The sequence below is a fragment of the Micromonospora sp. NPDC005237 genome (assembly GCF_040607775.1).
Classification (GTDB): domain Bacteria; phylum Actinomycetota; class Actinomycetes; order Mycobacteriales; family Micromonosporaceae; genus Micromonospora.
The window spans coordinates 364,578-380,781 of the sequence record NZ_JBEXHJ010000004.1; the positions used below are offsets into that span (position 1 = coordinate 364,578).

Here is a 16,204-nt window from a genome sequence, read left to right on the forward strand (position 1 = left end):
GGGGCTCAACGAGTGGTTTGGGCTACCACGTCCGGCGCGGACCGCGCCGCGCCGAGCGGTCGGCCGCGGTCACTTCGTCCGCACCGGCAGGCCGGCCGGGCCCGCGCCCTTCAACGACGCGCTCACCGTACGGTCGCTCAGCCACAGGTAACAGCGGACCCCCCGGTCACCGACCCGCCAACGCCCCGCACCGGGCGGGCGCACCACCACGCCGCTGCGGAACCGCAGGTCGGAGTCGTCCGGTACGCCGACATAGCGGCCGAGGACGCTGCGGCAGCCGGTGTAGAGGGGCGCCCAGTCGGCATCCTTGGCCGGGTACGGCTTGTCCGGCGCACGCCACACCCCGACGAACTCGGCGTCGTGCCGGCCGCCGCACTCCACCGGGACCAGCGTCTGCACGCCCCGGCCCGCCCCGGCGCGGGTCTGCTGGCAGCCCAACCGCAGCCCGGAGGCCCCCTTCAACGCGTCCCGCAGGCTGCCCGACCGGACCACCACCGTGGCTGCCGCCTCGACAGTCGTCAGCTCGGTCAGGTCGCACCGGTACCAGCGGGAACCGGCTGCCCAGCCCGGCCCGGAGGGCAGCGCCACCGACAGCCGCAGTCGCCCGGCCCGCCAGTCGTCGCCCACGTACGCCGAGGCCCTCGTGTCGCACTCCGTGAACGCGCCGCGCAGCTCCACCGACCCGTTGGCCGGGGCGGCAGCCCGCTGGGCCGGGAACGTCCCCACGTGCACGGTCTCCACCCGGTGCGGGCCGGCGCAGTCCATGGGTTGGTAGGCGGCCAGCGTGACCACCTCGACGAAGTCGGCGGCCTGACACACCCCGACGGCCGGCGTGAACGCCGTGGCCGGTGGCAGCGCCGCCCAGTCGTCGGTCAGGTCACCGTCCAGACCACCGGACCCGGCGCAGCCGACCAGCAACACTGCCGTGACGGCAGTGGCGAACAGGGTCGTCATGGCACGGCGCATCGCGGCCTCCCCCAGCCACCTACCGGCTTCCGCCAGCGTGCCCAGGGTAACCGCAAATGACCTTCCGGTGACAGACCGGAATCGGCTCGCGCGAGATCAGACTCCGGACACGGCGAACGGGTTGGGCATCGGGTCGCCGGCCGTGCCCGGGGCCGCCACCGCCGGATTCGCCCCCAGCTCGACGACCCGGTTGTCGGTGTCGACGTGCACCACCCGCGGCCGGTACGACCGGGCCTCGGCGTCGTCCATCTGCCCGTACGAGATCAGGATGACCAGGTCACCGGGGTGTACGAGGTGCGCGGCGGCGCCGTTGATGCCGATCACGCCGCTGCCCCGCTCGCCCGGGATGACGTACGTCTCCAGCCGGGCGCCGTTGGTGATGTCCACGATCGCGACCTGCTCGCCGGGGAGCAGATCGGCGGCGTCGAGCAGGTCCTCGTCCACCGTCACCGAACCGACGTAGTGCAGGTCGGCCTGGGTCACGGTGGCCCGGTGGATCTTCGACTTGAGCATGGTCCGCAGCATCGGGCTCGCCTTTCGCAAAAGAGTGGTGGTGGGTGCGGCCGGGTCAGGGACGAGGGGCGAGGTGGATCGCCGCGTTGTCGATCAACCGGGTGGCGCCGACCCAGGCGGCGATCACCAGCCGGGCCGGCCCGGACACCGGCCCCGGCTCCAGCTCGGGGTCGGTGAGCACCAGGTAGTCGAGCTGAGCGCCGGGCGTACCGGCGCCGAACGCGGCGTGCGCGGCGGACAGCACCTCCCCCGCGTCCAGGCCGTCGTCGGCGGCCCGGGCCCCGGCCCGCAGCGCGGCGGACAGGCTCAGCGCCGCCGCCCGCTCGGGCTCGCTCAGGTAACGGTTGCGGCTGGACAGCGCCAACCCATCCGGCTCCCGAACGGTCGGTACGCCGATCACCTCGACCGGGACGTCCAGGTCCCGGGCCATCCGCCGCACCAGGGTGAGCTGCTGATAGTCCTTCTCGCCGAAGAAGGCAAGGTCGGGACGGGTGAGTTGGAGCAGCTTCAGGACCGCGGTGAGCACGCCGTGGAAGAAGCCGGGGCGGCTCGCGCCCTCCAGCTCCCCGCCGAGCGGACCCGGGTCGAGGCGCACCCGGGGTTGTCCGTCCGGATACATGTCGGCCACCGACGGCGCGAAGACGAGGTCGGCGCCGGCCCGCCGGCACACCTCCAGGTCGGCGTCGAGGGTGCGCGGATAGCGGTCGAAGTCCTCGTTCGGCCCGAACTGCAGCGGGTTCACGAAGATCGTCACCAGCACGTGGTCGGACTGGTCCCGGGCCGCGCGCAGCAGCGTCTCGTGCCCGGAGTGCAGGGCGCCCATGGTCATCACCACGCCGACGGTGCCCTTCAACGCGGCCCGGGCCTCGGCCAACTCGGCGCGCGTGTGGACAAGCTGCGTCATGCCGCCACCTCCCGGCTCGTCCCGGCGAGCACACCGAGCAGCGGCTGGGCGTCCACCGGTCGCAGACGGCCCGCGGCGATCGCCCGGTCGGCGGTACGTCGGGCCAACGCCAGGTACGCGGGGACCGACTCCGGCGCGGTGGCGGCCAGCCGGGCCAGGTGCCGCTCGACCGTGCCCGCGTCGCCCCGGGAGACCGGACCGGTCAGCGCGTCGTCGCCGAGGCGTAGCGCGTTCTCCAGGGCGGCCCGCAGCAGTGGGGCGAGCACCTTCTCCGGGCGGGCCACGCCGGCGTCCCGCAGCCGGTCGGTCGCCTCGTTCACCAGGGTCACCAGGTGGTTCGCGCCGTGCGCGAGCGCGGCGTGGTACAGCGGGCGGTCCGCCTCGGCCACCCACTCGGGCACGCCACCGAGGTCGGTGACCAGCCGGGCGGCCAGCGGGCGCAGGTCCGCCGGGGCGGTCACCCCGTACGAGATGCCGGCCAGCCGGGGCAGATCGTCCGGCGTACCGGTGAAGGTCATGGCGGGGTGCAGGGCCAGCGGCCGGGCACCGACCGCGGCGGCCGGCGCCAGCACGGCGAGACCGTGCGCGCCCGAGGTGTGCGCGACCACCTGGCCCGGGTGCAGGGCACCCCGGTCGGCGAGGTCGGCGATCACTCCGGCAAGCGCGTCGTCCGGCACCGCGATCAGCAGCAGGTCGGCGGCGGCGCGGGCGACGGAGGTGACCGGGCGGCGGGGCACCTCGGGCAGCAGCAGGGCGAGCCGCGCGCGGCTGGTCCCGGAGTCACCGGCGACAGCCACCACCCGGTGGCCGGCGGCGGCGAGCGCGGCGCCCAGCACGGCCCCGACCCGACCGGCGCCGACGACGCCGACCGTGAGCAGACGGGAGGTTGGGGCGCCGGTGACGGCGGAATCCCGCGGTGCGGCAGGCCCAAGCTGGGCGGCCGGACGCGGGCGCAGCGGTGCGCTCATGACGACGATCCAGTCCTCGAGAAGGGGTACCGGTCGATCGCAAGTATGCGCCCGGCTCGCCGAACCGAGACAAGCATGTGTGAAAACCTTCACCACCACCGGCCCCGTGTGCAGATCTTGGACAGTTTCCGTTAGCAGCTAACGGAAACTGTCCAAGATCTGCTGACCCGAGCCCGAAGGGCGACGGTGACCGCGGCCACCCGCGGACCGCGCGACGGGGATCGGGAGTCGCCACCGGACCGGTGGCCGTAGGGTCGGCACGGTGACGTCTCCTGCGCTCCGAACGCCGATCCCGTGGCGGGACGCGATGAGCCAGGCCCTCTACGGGCCGGACGGCTTCTTCGTGGCCGGCGCCGGGCCGGCCGGCCACTTCCGGACCAGCGTGCACGCCTCCCCCGCCTTCGCCGCCGCGCTCCTGCGCCTTGTCGCGGAGGTGGACTCTGCCCTCGGCCATCCATCACGGCTGGACGTGGTCGACGTTGGGGCTGGGCGGGGGGAACTGCTGCTGGCCCTGCGCCGCCTTCTCGCGTCTGAAGATGCCGTCGGGCTCGCGGTGGGGGTTTCCGGGGAGCCCGCCCACTCTGGCAGGGTTGCGGTGGGGGTTTCGGGGGAGCCCACCCACTCCGGGCGGTCAGGCTTGATCCCTGCGTGGGCGGGCTCCCCCGAAACCCTGACTCCAACGACCGCCGTCCGTCAGTCACCCGGCGAGCGGTCGTCGATCACCGCCCGTTCGCTGGCGGAACGGGTGCGGTTCACCGCTGTCGAGTTGGCGCCCCGACCCGACGACCTCCCAGAGGAGATCCACTGGACCGCCGAGATCCCCGGTGAGATCACGGGGGTGCTGCTGGCTACCGAGTGGTTGGACAACGTGCCGTTGGACGTGGCACTGCACACCACCGGTGGCTGGCGGTATGTACTTGTCGAACCCGAGAGCGGTGTGGAGACGATAGGCGGGCCAGTCGACCCTGCTGATCTTGATTGGCTGACCACCTGGTGGCCCGGTCCCGCGAGCCCGCGCGGTGCGGACCGTGCCGTGACCGGTGGTTCAACCTCGACTGATGCGACTGGCGGAAGCGAGTCGGGTCTCCGGGCAGCCCGGCCGGCGCAGGGATCAAGCCTGACCGCCCGGAGCCGGCCGGGCTGCCCGGAGACCCCCCAACGCGACCAACCGAACCCCCACAGCAACCGGGCAGAAATAGGAAGGCCGAGGGACGAAGCCTGGGCACACGCGGTGGGCAGGATCAGCCGAGGGCTGGCGGTGGCGGTCGACTACGGACACCTGCGCGACGGCAGACCGGTGGACGGGACGTTGACCGGGTATCGGGGTGGGCGGCAGGTGCCTCCGGTGCCGGACGGGTCGAGTGATGTGACCGCGCACGTGGCCATGGACTCGGTCGCCTCCGCCGGCGCGGCGGTCGCCCGGTGTGCGTACTCCCTGGTCTCGCAGGCCGAGGCGCTGCGGGCGCTCGGGGCCGACGGTGGACGACCGCCGCTCAGCCTGGCCGGCACCGACCCGGTCGGCTACGTGCGGGCGCTGGCCGCCGCGTCGGCGGTGGCCGAGCTGACCGACCCGGCCGGGCTCGGCGGCCACTGGTGGCTGCGCCAACCGGTCGGCATCGCCGACGTCGTTCAGTCCAGCCCGACGAGTTCCGAGCGCCGGTAACGCAGGGAGGCCGGGACCGCCGCGTCGACCGCGCGGACCGCCCGCTCGGCACCGCGGAACATGTCCGGATCGACCAGGACGTGGCAGCCGTTGCGGCCGAAGACGGTACGCGCGGCGCCGTCCTCCTCGACGCCGACCACCTCGTCGAAGCGGACCAGGTGCACGTCGCCGTCCGGGTCGCGGAGCGCTACCCCGTCGTCGGTGAGGATCAGCCGGAGGCCGCGCGCCTCACGGGCGAGCACCTTCGCCAGCATCGGCGGGTGGAACACTCGACCTTCGGGCTGCTCGGGAAGACGAGGACAGCCGCCCTCGGTCAGCCCGGGGAGCGAGAGGGTCACTCCGCACGGTACGACGAGGTGCGCGCTGGGCAGCGCGGCCTGGAACCGCACGCGGACATCCTCCGGCGTGACCGCCAGGAAGTCGGCCAGCCGCTGCTCGGGGGTGATCTGCGGCAGGCCCAGCAGTTCCCGGAAGCCGGACCGGTGGAGATAAGCCTCGACGGCGCGCGGGTCCTCGATCATCTCGCGGGCGGCGGCGCACTCCTCGGCCAGTTCGGCAGCCGTCGGTCCCTCCGTGGCCAGGCGATTCAGCTCCTCCCAGAGCAGGGCGGCCACCTGCGGCTCCTGGCCCTCACGGGCGTCCACCGTGACCGTCACCAACTGCTGTCCGTTGCCCAGCAGGACGACGTCACCGCCCACCTCGTAGCTCAGGCCGTGCGTGCGCCGGGCGATCTGCTCCAGCCGCTGGGAGAGCACCTGGGAGCCCAGCGCCATCGCCGCGTCGTCGTCGCCGACCAGGGACACCCCCACCGACGGCACGAGGTGCTCACACCAGATCGGTTCGGCGGTCGCCACGGGCGTCGGCGCGAGATGATCCGGTCGGGGCCCGGCCGGCAGCGGCAGCCGCAGGCCCTCCGGCGGTGGGCCGGTGAGCAGCAGCACCGCGTTGCCGGCCACGAACCAACGTGCGGCGTACTCGCGGATCTGTTCCGGCGTCAGCCGGTCGTAGCCCGGACCGGTCCACGGCGCGAGCCCCGCGCCCTGCACGCCGAGCCGCTGGGTGAGCAGCGCAGCCGTCGTCGGATCGGTGCAGTGGCCGCCCTCCGCGGCCAGCACACCCGCCTCCTTCTCGAGACCGTCGAGCGGAAGGGCCCGGAGACCGTCGCAGACGGCGGCGAGGAAGGCCACGATCTGCTCCGGCCGGCCGGTCGCCGTGAACTCGGTGACGTGCAGGTCCACCGAGGCGTTGTGCTCGTGGTGCAGGCGGGGCAGGGTGCTCATCACCAGGTGCTCGATCAGGTGGGTGACCCCGATGGTGCGGAACGTCTCGTCCCGCGCGCCGCAGCCGAACAGCAGGGTGGCGCTCAGCGGCGCCGGCCCCTGCTTCCACCGAACCGGCACTCCGTCGATCTCCGTCCGCTCCATGGATCGGGATGCTACGGCGGGGGTCCGACGACCACATGAGCCGATTGGCCGACGCGGTGGCGCTGAGCGGTCGCCATGACCCGGGGCACCGCCGCCGTGGCACGATGACGGGCATGACCACCGACGCCGGGGCCCTCCGTGAACTGACCGTCGGCACCGGGGCCGGTCTGGTCGCCGGCACCGGCGATCAGCAGCTCGGCACCGACATGGTGCTCAACATCGGCCCGCAGCATCCCTCGACGCACGGCGTGCTGCGCCTGAAGCTGGTGCTCGACGGCGAGCGGGTCATCGCCTGCGAACCGATCGTCGGCTACATGCACCGGGGCGCGGAGAAGCTCTTCGAGGTGCGCGACTACCGGCAGATCATCGTGCTGGCCAACCGGCACGACTGGCTCTCGGCGTTCTCGAACGAGCTGGGTGTGGTGCTCGCGGTGGAACGCCTGATGGGCATGGAGGTGCCGGAGCGGGCCACCTGGCTGCGGATGGCTCTCGCCGAGCTGAACCGGGTGCTCAACCACCTGATGTTCCTCGGCTCCTACCCGCTGGAGATCGGGGCCATCACACCGGTCTTCTACGCCTTCCGGGAACGGGAGACCATCCAGGCCGTGATGGAGGAGGTCTCCGGCGGCCGCATCCACTACATGTTCAACCGGGTGGGCGGGCTGAAGGAGGAGGTCCCGTACGGCTGGACCGGGCGGGCCCGCGCGGCGATCGGCGAGGTCCGTCGGCGGCTGCCCGACCTCGACCACCTGATCCGGCGTAACGAGATCTTCCTGGCCCGCACGGTGGGCGTGGGCGTGCTGTCCGCCGCCGACGCCGCCGCGTTCGGCGCGTCCGGGCCGGTGGCCCGAGCCTCCGGACTCGACCTGGACCTGCGCCGCGACGACCCCTATCTGGCGTACGACGAGCTGGACGTGCCGGTGGTGACCAAGACCGCCGGGGACTGCCACGCCCGCTTCGAGGTGCTGCTCGACCAGGTGTACGTCTCGCTGGATCTCGCCGAGCAGTGCCTGGACCGGGTGGACCGGCTGACCGGGCCGATCAACACCCGCCTGCCGAAGGTGCTCAAGGCGCCCGAGGGGCACACGTACGCCTGGACGGAGAACCCGCTCGGCATCAACGGCTACTACCTGGTGTCGCGCGGCGAGAAGACCCCCTGGCGGTTGAAGCTGCGCACCGCCTCGTACGCGAACGTGCAGGCGCTGGCCACCCTGCTTCCGGGCTGCCTCGTGCCGGACCTGATCGCCATCCTCGGCTCGATGTTCTTCGTGGTCGGCGACATCGACAAGTGACGCGTCAGCGCCAGCGGTCGGTGACCGGGGCGCCGCCGGCACGCGGCACGTCGTCCTGCGGCGGGTAGCCGTACCGCTCCTCGACCCGGCGGCGGCCGGCCCGCTCGGGGGCGGGCTCCGGCTCGTGACCGCGCTGGCGCGGCGGGCGCCACTCGTCCGGCACGGGCACGCCGCCGACCGGCAGCGCCGGCCGGCCGCCCGGCTCGGACCGGTGGTACGACTCGCGCTCGTCCTGCCAGCGTGAGTCCTCGTGGCGGCGCGCGTCGTCGTGGCGGCGTGGCTCGTCGTGGCGGCGCGGGTCCTCGTGGCGGCGTGGGTCCTCCTGGCGGACGGACGCCCAGCGGTCCGCCATCCGGTACTCGGTCCCCGTGGCGTCGGCGTGCACCTCGGCCCGGCGCTCACCGACGTGCAGCTCACGGCCGTTCCCGTCGTCCCGGACGGCCGCCCACCGGTCGCCGGCCCGCAACTGCGACCAGTACTCGCCGGTGTCGTCCGCCCGCAGGGCGGGACCGGGCTGCGGCGCACCGGCGTGGTCGGGCTCGGCCTGCTCCGACCAGCCACGGTCGTCGTGCTGCGATCGGCCGCCCCAGGCGGGCTCGTCGGCTTGGGCGTACACGTCGCGCTGGCCGGTCCACTCCGGCTCGTCGCGGCGAGCCGTCCAGCCCGGCTCCTCGTCGCCGCGGTCGGGCCCGTTCCGGTCGGAGCCCGAGCCGTCCCGTGCGCCCTTCCAACCGGACTCACCCCGGGCGGCGGGCTGTTGACCCCAGGACCGGTCGTCGACGGGCCGAGCGCGGTCGTCGGCAGAGCGGGCCCGGTCGTCGGCTGGGCGGGCACGGTCGTCGGCGTACGTGGACCGGGGGTTCTCCGGCTCGCCCCACGAACGGTCGGCCGGCCGGGCACGTCCCTCCGGGCCGCCCCGGGTCCATTCCTGGGCCGGCGGGGTCCACTGGCCGGCGTACCCGCCGCCGTAGCGCCCGCCCGGCTCGGCCGGTCCGCCGTCGACGACGGTGTGCCGGGTGGTGACGTGCACGGTCTCGGTGTGCCGGACCACGCCCACCGGCCGGTGCGCCGGCTCCGAGCGGTCGTGCTCACGGGGGCGGTCGTGCTCACGCGGGCGGGGAGCGGCGGCGTATCCGGCCGCGGACCGCTCGGCGCCGTACACACCGCCGGCGGCTGGCTCGGGGGGCGCGTCGGCGGCGGCACGGTGGCGGTACGCCGGTTCGTCGTCGGCGCGCTCGTCGCGACCCCACCGATCGGCGGCCTCGTCCGGCACCCGAACCCGACCAGCCACCTCGCCCGGACCCGGGCTCCGAACCCGGCCGACGGCCTCCTCCGGAGCGGGCACCCGGACCCGGGCGACCGGGGCGTCGCCGGGGACCGGTACCCGGCTGCGGGCGGGCGGAGTCTCGTCCACCGGGTCGGCGGCCGGCACCCGCACCCGCCCGGCGCCTGCCGGCTCGGCCGGCGGGGCGGCGCCGGCGAGGGCCGCTCCGGTGGCATCGAGGCGGCGGCGGACCGCCGCGATCCCCTCCTGGGCTCGCTGCGCCTGGTCGAGCGCCTGGTTGCCGCGTTGCGCGGCGGCCACGATCTCGGCGCGCAACTCCCGGCGCAGCTCCTCGATCTCGTCCAGCAGCTCATCGGCCCGACCGTCGTCACCGTCGGGACGCAACGCGATGGAGAGGCCGATCAGGACCACCGCCACGATGGCGAGCACCGCCGCGAAGCGCAGCGGGCCGTTACCGTCAGCGACCAGAAGGATCAGCGCCGCCACCGGGGCCAGGGCCACGCCGCCCCAGAAGAGCACGGTCAGCAACAGCGGTTGACGCCGGGCGTCGGGGGTGACCGGGGCTGGCATGGCTGTGCAGCCTACCGACGATCCCCAGCGGAGGGAACGGGTCCCCGGACGCGTGGACGCCCCCGCCCCGAGATGGGGAGGGGGCGTCCACGGCACACCCGAAAGGAACCTCAGCTGGTGGCGAAGGCACCGTCCGAGGAGAAGACCAGACCAACGCTGATCTTGCCCTCACGCAGCCCGTTCTTGGTCAGCGGCCCGCCCTGGTCCAGCGAGGAGAACGAGCCCACCGAGAGCCCGTACGTCTTCTCCAGGCCCGGCTTGCAGAACGTACGCTGCTGGCACTCCGGCGGGCCGCCCAGCACCGTCGCGCTGCCGGAGCACTTCGCGGCCAGCTCGGAGAGGGTCCGCACGCCGTACTTGTCGGCGAACTGCTGGGTGACCGCGAACGCGTTCTGGTCCTGCGCGGCGGCCGGGGTGCCGAAGGTGATGCCCACCTTGTCGCCCTCGGCCTTGAGCTTGGTCACCGTCGTGTTGATGTCGGGCGAGGACACCGGCTGGGCGTTCTTGCCGTTGGCCTTGGTGTTGAGGAACTCGGCCATGGTCGACGCGTACTCCGGGACGACCTGGATCTCGCCCTTCTCCAGCGCCGGCTCGTACAGCTCCCGGTTGCCGATCTGCTGCACCTTGACCTGGTAACCGGCGGCGGTGAGCACGATCCGGTACAGCTCGCCCAGGGTCTGACTCTCGCTGAAGTTGCCGGCGCCCACCACGATGTCGCCACCCGGGCCCTTGGCGATGCCCGCGGTGATGTTGTTGGCGCTGGCGAACTCCTCGGCGGCCACCTTGGGGGTCTTGCGGTCGGCGTCGACGGCCTTGTTGAGCTGGATCAGCTTCGGCGTGTCGAGCGCCGCGGAGACCTTGTCCAGCGCGGCGATCAGCTGCGGGTTGGCCACCTTGCTGTTGACCGCCGGAATGACGTTGTCGGAGTTCTGGAGCTTCTTGTCGTCCGTCAGAGCGATGAGCTGCTGACCGGCGACCGGAGCGCACCCGGCGCCGGAGGCGCTCGTCTGGGGGGCGTCGGTGCCGGACGAGCCGGCGTCGCCACACCCGGTGAGGAGTGCTGCTCCGGCGATGGCGCCGATGGCGCCCATCGCCAGACGTGTACGTGCGCGCATGTGTGCCGCCCGCCTTCCGTGTCCCGGCGCGACCCGTCCCGGGCCGGCCGCGTGTCCGACGGGCGATCCCGGCTGTCGGCCGCCCGCGACTTCCACCCAACATGGTCCGCGAGCGACCGACAACCCGGGATGGGCTTCGTCACCGCATCGTCACCGACCGGCCCGCCGCTGGTCGCCGCTTCGGCGTCCGCTCACCCGGACGGATCGCGACGGCGCGTCAGGCGCGGCCGGTGGCGTCGGCGGGCCGGGCGCGGCCCGCGCGCTGCCGTCCGCGTCGCAGCGGACGGGGGGTGACCAGGCGTTCGACGATCCCGAGGAGCAGCTCGGCCAGCAGTGCCAGCCCGGCCACCAGCACACCACCGGCCACGATCTGCCCGCCACCGGCGGCGATGCTCAGACCGAATCCGGTACGGATGATCTCACCGAGACCGCCACCGTTGACGAACGAGGCCAGCGCGGTCGTGGCGATGACCTGCACGGCGGCGGTCCGGAAGCCGGCCGCCAGGTACGGCACCGCGAGCGGCAGCTCCACCCGGCGCAGCAACTGCCCGCCGGACAGGCCCATCCCGCGGGCCGCGTCGCGCGCCTCCGGGTCCGCCTGACGTACGCCGGTGTAGGCGTTGGCCAGCAGCGGCGGAATGGCGAAGACGGCGAGCGCCACCACCACCGGCGTACGCCCGAAGCCGAGGAAGGTCAGCGGCAGGATGGTCAGCAGCGCCAGGGTGGGAATGGCCAGGGTGGCGTTGGACACCAGCACCACCAGACCGCCGCCGCGGCCGGTGTGCCCGAGCCACAGCCCGACCGGCCAGGCCACCAGGCAGCCCAGCGCCACCGCCAGGGCGGAGATCGTCAGGTGCTCGCCGAGCCGGTCCAGGATGCCGCCCGGGTTGCTCCAGTTCAGGGGGTCGTTGAGCCAGAGCACCGCCTGGTGCACGGGGTTGGCCGCGGCGCTCACCGGACGCCCCGGGCGGACCAGGGGGTGACCAGCCGGCCGACGAGGACCAGCAGCAGGTCCAGCAGCACCGCGAGCGCCACGCAGAGCACCGTACCGGTCATGATCTCGGCCTTGTAGAGGTTGTTCTGGAAGCCCGCGAAGATCAGTTGACCGAGGCCGCCGTGCCCCACCAGCACGCCGACGGTGACCAGCGCGACCGTCGACACGGTGGCCAGGCGCAACCCGGTCAGGATGCCGGGGATCGCCAGCGGCAGGTCGATCCGGAAGAGCCGCCGCCAGCGGCCGTAGCCCATGCCCTCGGCGGCCTCGCCGACCTCCGGCGGCACCTGGTTGAGCCCCGCCACCACGTTGCGGACGATCAGCAGCAGCGCGTACAGGACCAACCCGACCAGCACGGTGGTGGCGCCGGTGCCCAGGTACGGCGCGATGAACGCGAACAGCGCCAGTGACGGGATGGTGTAGATCACGCCGGTGACGCCGAGGATCGGGCCGGCCAGCGGGCGGACCCAGTACGCGAGCACGGACAACGGCAGGGCGATCAGCACCGCGATCAGCACCGCGCGTCCCGTGAGGGAGGCGTGTTCGCGCATGGCGGCGAGGATCGTGTCAGAGTTGTCCCGCACGTACTGCCAGGAGAACCAGGGGTTACCCGGGTCGGCCCGGTAGCTCAGGCGGAAGGACATACGTGGACGTTACCCCGGAGGCCGCCAGCGTGGCCGAATCCCCTCGCGCGGCGTCGATCTCCCTGCAGGGCATCCAGAAGCGCTACCCGAACGGCACCGAGGCCGTGCGGGACCTGAGCCTGGACGTCAAGGCCGGCGAGCTGGTGGTGCTGATCGGCCCGTCCGGCTGCGGCAAGTCGACAGTGCTCCGCATGGTCAACCGTCTGATCGAGCCGACGGCCGGGCGGATCATGCTCGGCGACGAGGACGTCACCGACGTCGACCCGGTGCGGCTACGCCGCCGGATCGGCTACGTGATCCAGAACGTCGGCCTCTTTCCACACCAGACGGTCCGGGCGAACGTGGCGACCGTCCCGGGTCTGCTGCGCTGGTCCCGGGATCGGACCCGGGCCCGCGTCGACGAGCTGCTCGACCTGGTCGGTCTGGACCCGGCCCAGTTCGGCCGCCGCTATCCGCACGAGCTGTCGGGTGGGCAGCGGCAGCGGGTCGGCGTGGCCCGCGCGCTCGCCGCGGACCCGGTGGTGCTGCTGATGGACGAGCCGTTCTCGGCCGTCGACCCGATCGTCCGGGCCCGCCTGCAGGAGGAGTTCCTCCGCCTCCAGGCCGAGGTCCGCAAGACGATCGTGCTGGTCACCCACGACCTCGACGAAGCCGTCCGGCTCGGTGACCGGATCGCCGTGCTCTCTCAGGGCGGGCACCTTGAGCAGTACGACACGCCGGCCGCCCTGCTCGGCGCACCGGCCACCCCGTTCGTCCGCGAATTCGTCGGAGCCGACCGGGGCATCCGCCGGCTGGCGGTCACCCCGCTCGACCGGGAGTCCCTGGAGCCGGTGCCCCCAGGCGCCGCCGCGGATCTGCCCACCGTGGCGCTGGACGGCACGGCGTACGACGCGCTGGCGGTACTGCTCACGTCGGGGCGGGACCAGCTCGTCGTGACCGACGACGGCCGCCCGGTGGGCGCGCTCAGCCGCCAGCGTCTGCTCGACCTGGGCCGCTCGACGGGCTGACCCGGCCGCTGACCGGCCCGGCGGCGGCACCCGTTCCACATGGGTCGCGCGGGTCAGGCGCGACCACCGAGGCTCGCGGTGCCGATGATCCAGCCGGTGAGGAAGCCGTAGCCGGCGCCGCTGCTGGCGTCTCGCAGTGCTGCCAGCAGCGACGGGTCCGGGCCGAGCAGCGCCGCCAGCACGGCGGCGAGCCCGCCGGCCAGCACGTACGCGGCCCAGCCGGAGAAGAACTGGCTGACCGGGCCGGGCACCCGGGCCACCTGCGCGGCGGGCAGCAGATAGAGCAGCGCCACCGCGAGGACCACAAGCGCGACGGCCCGCAGGTCGGCGGCGAACAGACCGCCGGCCTGCCCGTCCGCGTCCAACCGCCAGGCCGGCCAGGCGAGCAGGCGCAGGTAGAAGCCGCCGGCCGAGTCCGGGTCGGTAAGCGTCGCGGCGGCCCAGCCGGTGTACGCCGGGCTGCCACAGATGCCGACCAGCAGCAGTACGGCGAGCGCGCCGGTGCCGGCGGCCGTCCCGTAGCCGCTGACCGGGCCCGTACGGACGAGTCCCATGATCCGCCCAGGTCCCGTGCCGGCCGGCCGGGCGGACCTGGGCTGCCCCGAACGGCTCAGTGCTTCAGCAGGTAGTCGATGAAGGCGGCCCGCAGCAGCGGCGCCGACTCCTCGTAGCCGTGCCCGGTCAGCTCCCGCCACAAGGCGTTCGCCTCGTCGATGGTCGGGCCGATCGAGTTCGGCGCGCCGTCCAGCACCGTGGCCTCGTCCGCGTTCGGCAGGTGCCGCAGCACCGACCAGTAGAACCCCACGTCGCGACGCTCCCGGGCCCGGGCGAAGGCCCGCTCCCGCAGCTCCTCCGTGGACAACGCGTCGAGTTCCTCGAACGAGGTTCCGCCGGGGGTGGCGGCAGGTGTGTCGGTCATGCGGCGAGCCTAACGGTCGAGATCAGCGCCGGCTCGGCGGACGGGACACGGCTCACCGGTCGTCGGCGTCCCAGTGCCGCGGGCCGGTCTCCCAGCGGGGGTCACGCCACGGGTCGGCCGGTTCCGGCGCGAGGGGTGTCGGCAGCGTCGGAGGCCAGTTGTCGGCCGACTGTTGCCGGGGCACGTTCCATCCCGTGCTGATCGTGCCGTCGCCGACCGGCTCGATCTTCTCCACGTGGCCCGGCCGGGGCCGCCCGAACGTCTCGACCAGCCGGGTCACCAGCAGCCCGACGCCGAGCGCCACGCCACCGAGCGCCCAGTGACTCACCGTCCAGTCGCGCTCCGGCGCGTACGCCTGGAAGACGGTGACCAGGCCGACCGCCAGCACCGTGCCGAACACCCCGCCACGGCGGCCGTACGCGCTGGTGCCGCCGAGCAGGGACACGCCGATGGCCAGGACGGTCCAGTCCAGCCCGGAGGTGGGCGTGACCGCCCCGGGGCCGTTGGCGGCGAGCAGGACACCGGCGAGCGCGGCCAGCACCGTGGAACCGACCAGCGCGATGGCGGCGACCACGGCGGCCAGCGCGCCCCGGCGCCGGGCCGGGTCGGCCACCGGCCGGTACCGACCCACCAGCCGGCGGATCGACCTGATCGTGCCGAACAGACCGCCGAGAACCGCGACGGCGGCGAACCCGGCGAAGAGGTAGCCGGCCGTACGCCTCGGGTCGTAGTCCCCCTGCACCAGAATCGACGTCGAACGACGTTCGATGTACACCACGACTCCGGCCGCTGCGGCCAGGCTCGCCGCCCAGGCGGGCACCTGTAACACCACCACGGCCAGCGCCAACACGAGACCGCCCACCGCGGCGACCACGACGGCCGACCCCACGGACGTCGCCAGCCCTCGATCGCCCTGTTCCGCGTAGTGCAGCGCGGCGGCGACCGCGACCGGCCCGACGGCCAGGTTGGGGACGGCGGTGCGCAGGCTCAGCCCGGCGGCGAGAGCGAGCAGCCCGAGGCCGACCGCGCCGACCAGCAACGTACGCAGACCGGCGCCGCGCAGCGTGTCCGGGTCGGCCCGCCAGAGCAGCCAGCCCAGGGCGGCGAGACCGACCAGCAGCAGGAATTCCCACAACATGTGCACACCGACGCGGTCCCGGCCCGGCTCGCCGTGGGTGGGATCGTCGAAGACGTTCTCCAGGACGGCGACAGGAACCCCGGACGAGGGTTCGACCGACCGGTCCCGGCCCGTGTCCTCGTACCCCATGGCACCGCCTCCCCAGTGGCCGGCCGTCCCGGTCCGGCGCACGGACGGATCGGGGGCGGCCGTTGCTCTCCGATCGGAGGCACCGTACCCGCGCCCGGAGCCAGGCGTAACCCCCTGCTCAGCGCTGGCCGGGACGGCTCTGGCGCTGGTCGGGCTCGTGCTCGTCGTCGGGGCGCTCCGGGACCCGGCAGGACCGCTCCAGCCAGAGCGCGGCCCCCACCAGCGCCAGGGACGCCAGCAGCCCGCCCCCGGCGGCCGGCCGGTCGTCGATGGCGGCCCGGGTGGTCTCGACGAAGAGCCACCCGCTGAGCCCGGCGTAGAAACCGGCGAAGATGGCCCCGGCCAGCGCCGACGCCTTGGCCAGCACCACGAACCGGGCGACCATCAACGGGTTCACCGGATCCCGGCCGGGCTTGCGCTCGATGCGACCGCGGGTGTTGACGGCCGCGTACGCCTCCAGCACCGCGAGCGCGGCAAGCGTCACCACCGGCAGCCACGGCAGACGGGGGATGCCGCTGTAGTAGAGGCTGCTGATCAGCAGCCAGGCCACCGCCGCCGCGCCCAGGGCGGCCACGACCAGGGTCGAGATCCGGGTGGGACCCATCCGCGACCGGTCCGGGCCCGGCCCGCCCGGTGGTGGGGACTTCGCCTGCGTCATGCCGGCCGGCTCCAC

General features: G+C 73.8%; 16 protein-coding genes. 3 read left to right on the forward strand and 13 right to left on the reverse strand.

What is annotated here, in order from left to right; translation table 11 throughout:
* Positions 1-69: 69 nt before the first annotated feature.
* The 4 genes from ABZT87_RS14175 to ABZT87_RS14190 form a co-directional block, all read right to left on the reverse strand.
* A complete protein-coding gene (locus ABZT87_RS14175) occupies positions 70-966 on the reverse strand; it encodes a septum formation family protein (RefSeq protein ID WP_355135765.1) in 897 nt (298 codons plus the stop codon).
* A 96-nt stretch (positions 967-1,062) separates the two neighbouring features.
* Positions 1,063-1,491, reverse strand: coding sequence for an aspartate 1-decarboxylase (panD, locus tag ABZT87_RS14180; protein ID WP_355064958.1), 429 nt, complete (start codon positions 1,489-1,491; stop codon positions 1,063-1,065).
* A gap of 43 nt (positions 1,492-1,534) precedes the next feature.
* Positions 1,535-2,383, reverse strand: a complete 849-nt coding sequence (panC, locus tag ABZT87_RS14185) for a pantoate--beta-alanine ligase (protein WP_355135767.1) — start codon at positions 2,381-2,383, stop codon at positions 1,535-1,537.
* Positions 2,380-3,351, reverse strand: a complete 972-nt coding sequence (locus tag ABZT87_RS14190) for a Rossmann-like and DUF2520 domain-containing protein (RefSeq protein ID WP_355135769.1) — start codon at positions 3,349-3,351, stop codon at positions 2,380-2,382. The genes panC and ABZT87_RS14190 overlap by 4 nt, the downstream gene beginning before the upstream one ends.
* Positions 3,352-3,658: 307 nt before the next feature.
* Between ABZT87_RS14190 and ABZT87_RS14195 the strand changes: the two genes are divergently transcribed.
* On the forward strand, positions 3,659-5,014 hold the full coding sequence (locus tag ABZT87_RS14195; RefSeq protein ID WP_355135927.1) for an SAM-dependent methyltransferase: 1,356 nt from the start codon (positions 3,659-3,661) through the stop codon (positions 5,012-5,014).
* Here the strand turns inward: ABZT87_RS14195 and ABZT87_RS14200 are convergent.
* Positions 4,981-6,438 (reverse strand): insulinase family protein, encoded by a 1,458-nt coding sequence (locus ABZT87_RS14200; protein ID WP_355135771.1) that lies wholly within the window; start codon positions 6,436-6,438, stop codon positions 4,981-4,983. The genes ABZT87_RS14195 and ABZT87_RS14200 overlap by 34 nt on opposite strands.
* A gap of 104 nt (positions 6,439-6,542) precedes the next feature.
* Here ABZT87_RS14200 and ABZT87_RS14205 point away from each other — a divergent pair, with 104 nt between their 5' ends.
* Positions 6,543-7,730 (forward strand): NADH-quinone oxidoreductase subunit D, encoded by a 1,188-nt coding sequence (locus ABZT87_RS14205; protein WP_007466075.1) that lies wholly within the window; start codon positions 6,543-6,545, stop codon positions 7,728-7,730.
* Between the two features lie 4 nt (positions 7,731-7,734).
* On the opposite strand, the gene ABZT87_RS14210 is transcribed toward ABZT87_RS14205, so the two are convergent.
* From ABZT87_RS14210 to ABZT87_RS14225, 4 genes are all read right to left on the reverse strand, one after another.
* The gene (locus ABZT87_RS14210) at positions 7,735-9,585 is read right to left on the reverse strand and encodes a hypothetical protein (RefSeq protein ID WP_355135773.1); all 1,851 of its coding nucleotides are present in this window, start codon (positions 9,583-9,585) and stop codon (positions 7,735-7,737) included.
* 110 nt (positions 9,586-9,695) lie between these two features.
* On the reverse strand, positions 9,696-10,676 hold the full coding sequence (locus ABZT87_RS14215) for a glycine betaine ABC transporter substrate-binding protein (RefSeq protein WP_355135775.1): 981 nt from the start codon (positions 10,674-10,676) through the stop codon (positions 9,696-9,698).
* Between the two features lie 241 nt (positions 10,677-10,917).
* The gene (locus ABZT87_RS14220; RefSeq protein WP_355135777.1) at positions 10,918-11,655 is read right to left on the reverse strand and encodes an ABC transporter permease; all 738 of its coding nucleotides are present in this window, start codon (positions 11,653-11,655) and stop codon (positions 10,918-10,920) included.
* Positions 11,652-12,338: an ABC transporter permease gene (locus ABZT87_RS14225; protein ID WP_354861107.1), complete on the reverse strand. Its 687-nt coding sequence runs from the start codon at positions 12,336-12,338 to the stop codon at positions 11,652-11,654. The genes ABZT87_RS14220 and ABZT87_RS14225 overlap by 4 nt, the downstream gene beginning before the upstream one ends.
* 2 nt (positions 12,339-12,340) lie before the next feature.
* Between ABZT87_RS14225 and ABZT87_RS14230 the strand changes: the two genes are divergently transcribed.
* Positions 12,341-13,345 carry an ABC transporter ATP-binding protein gene (locus ABZT87_RS14230; RefSeq protein ID WP_354861105.1) on the forward strand — a complete coding sequence of 335 codons (1,005 nt, stop codon included), beginning with the start codon at positions 12,341-12,343 and terminating at the stop codon, positions 13,343-13,345.
* A gap of 53 nt (positions 13,346-13,398) precedes the next feature.
* Here ABZT87_RS14230 and ABZT87_RS14235 read toward each other — a convergent pair whose 3' ends face one another.
* The 4 genes from ABZT87_RS14235 to ABZT87_RS14250 all read right to left on the reverse strand — a co-directional run bounded on the left by ABZT87_RS14235 (position 13,399) and on the right by ABZT87_RS14250 (position 16,189).
* Entirely contained in the window at positions 13,399-13,899 is a 501-nt protein-coding gene (locus ABZT87_RS14235; protein ID WP_354861103.1) for a hypothetical protein, read from the reverse strand.
* 56 nt (positions 13,900-13,955) lie between these two features.
* Complete coding sequence (locus tag ABZT87_RS14240; RefSeq protein ID WP_234587453.1) at positions 13,956-14,264, reverse strand: hypothetical protein; 309 nt, start codon at positions 14,262-14,264, stop codon at positions 13,956-13,958.
* A gap of 52 nt (positions 14,265-14,316) precedes the next feature.
* Positions 14,317-15,531: an ABC transporter permease gene (locus ABZT87_RS14245; RefSeq protein WP_355135779.1), complete on the reverse strand. Its 1,215-nt coding sequence runs from the start codon at positions 15,529-15,531 to the stop codon at positions 14,317-14,319.
* A gap of 118 nt (positions 15,532-15,649) precedes the next feature.
* Positions 15,650-16,189, reverse strand: a complete 540-nt coding sequence (locus ABZT87_RS14250; RefSeq protein WP_355135781.1) for a DUF3180 domain-containing protein — start codon at positions 16,187-16,189, stop codon at positions 15,650-15,652.
* Positions 16,190-16,204: the final 15 nt, after the last annotated feature.

Excerpts from the sequence above, each read along its gene's own strand:
- ABZT87_RS14245 (WP_355135779.1), bottom strand. The coding sequence starts at position 15,531 with ATGGGGTACGAGGACACGGGCCGGGACCGGTCGGTCGAACCCTCGTCC.
- ABZT87_RS14225 (WP_354861107.1), bottom strand. The coding sequence starts at position 12,338 with ATGTCCTTCCGCCTGAGCTACCGGGCCGACCCGGGTAACCCCTGGTTC.
- ABZT87_RS14175 (WP_355135765.1), bottom strand. The coding sequence starts at position 966 with ATGCGCCGTGCCATGACGACCCTGTTCGCCACTGCCGTCACGGCAGTG.
- ABZT87_RS14195 (WP_355135927.1), top strand. The coding sequence starts at position 3,659 with ATGAGCCAGGCCCTCTACGGGCCGGACGGCTTCTTCGTGGCCGGCGCC.
- ABZT87_RS14210 (WP_355135773.1), bottom strand. The coding sequence starts at position 9,585 with ATGCCAGCCCCGGTCACCCCCGACGCCCGGCGTCAACCGCTGTTGCTG.
- ABZT87_RS14190 (WP_355135769.1), bottom strand. The coding sequence starts at position 3,351 with ATGAGCGCACCGCTGCGCCCGCGTCCGGCCGCCCAGCTTGGGCCTGCC.
- ABZT87_RS14240 (WP_234587453.1), bottom strand. The coding sequence starts at position 14,264 with ATGACCGACACACCTGCCGCCACCCCCGGCGGAACCTCGTTCGAGGAA.
- panC (WP_355135767.1), bottom strand. The coding sequence starts at position 2,383 with ATGACGCAGCTTGTCCACACGCGCGCCGAGTTGGCCGAGGCCCGGGCC.
- ABZT87_RS14235 (WP_354861103.1), bottom strand. The coding sequence starts at position 13,899 with ATGGGACTCGTCCGTACGGGCCCGGTCAGCGGCTACGGGACGGCCGCC.
- ABZT87_RS14215 (WP_355135775.1), bottom strand. The coding sequence starts at position 10,676 with ATGGGCGCCATCGGCGCCATCGCCGGAGCAGCACTCCTCACCGGGTGT.
- ABZT87_RS14200 (WP_355135771.1), bottom strand. The coding sequence starts at position 6,438 with ATGGAGCGGACGGAGATCGACGGAGTGCCGGTTCGGTGGAAGCAGGGG.
- ABZT87_RS14205 (WP_007466075.1), top strand. The coding sequence starts at position 6,543 with ATGACGGGCATGACCACCGACGCCGGGGCCCTCCGTGAACTGACCGTC.
- panD (WP_355064958.1), bottom strand. The coding sequence starts at position 1,491 with ATGCTGCGGACCATGCTCAAGTCGAAGATCCACCGGGCCACCGTGACC.
- ABZT87_RS14250 (WP_355135781.1), bottom strand. The coding sequence starts at position 16,189 with ATGACGCAGGCGAAGTCCCCACCACCGGGCGGGCCGGGCCCGGACCGG.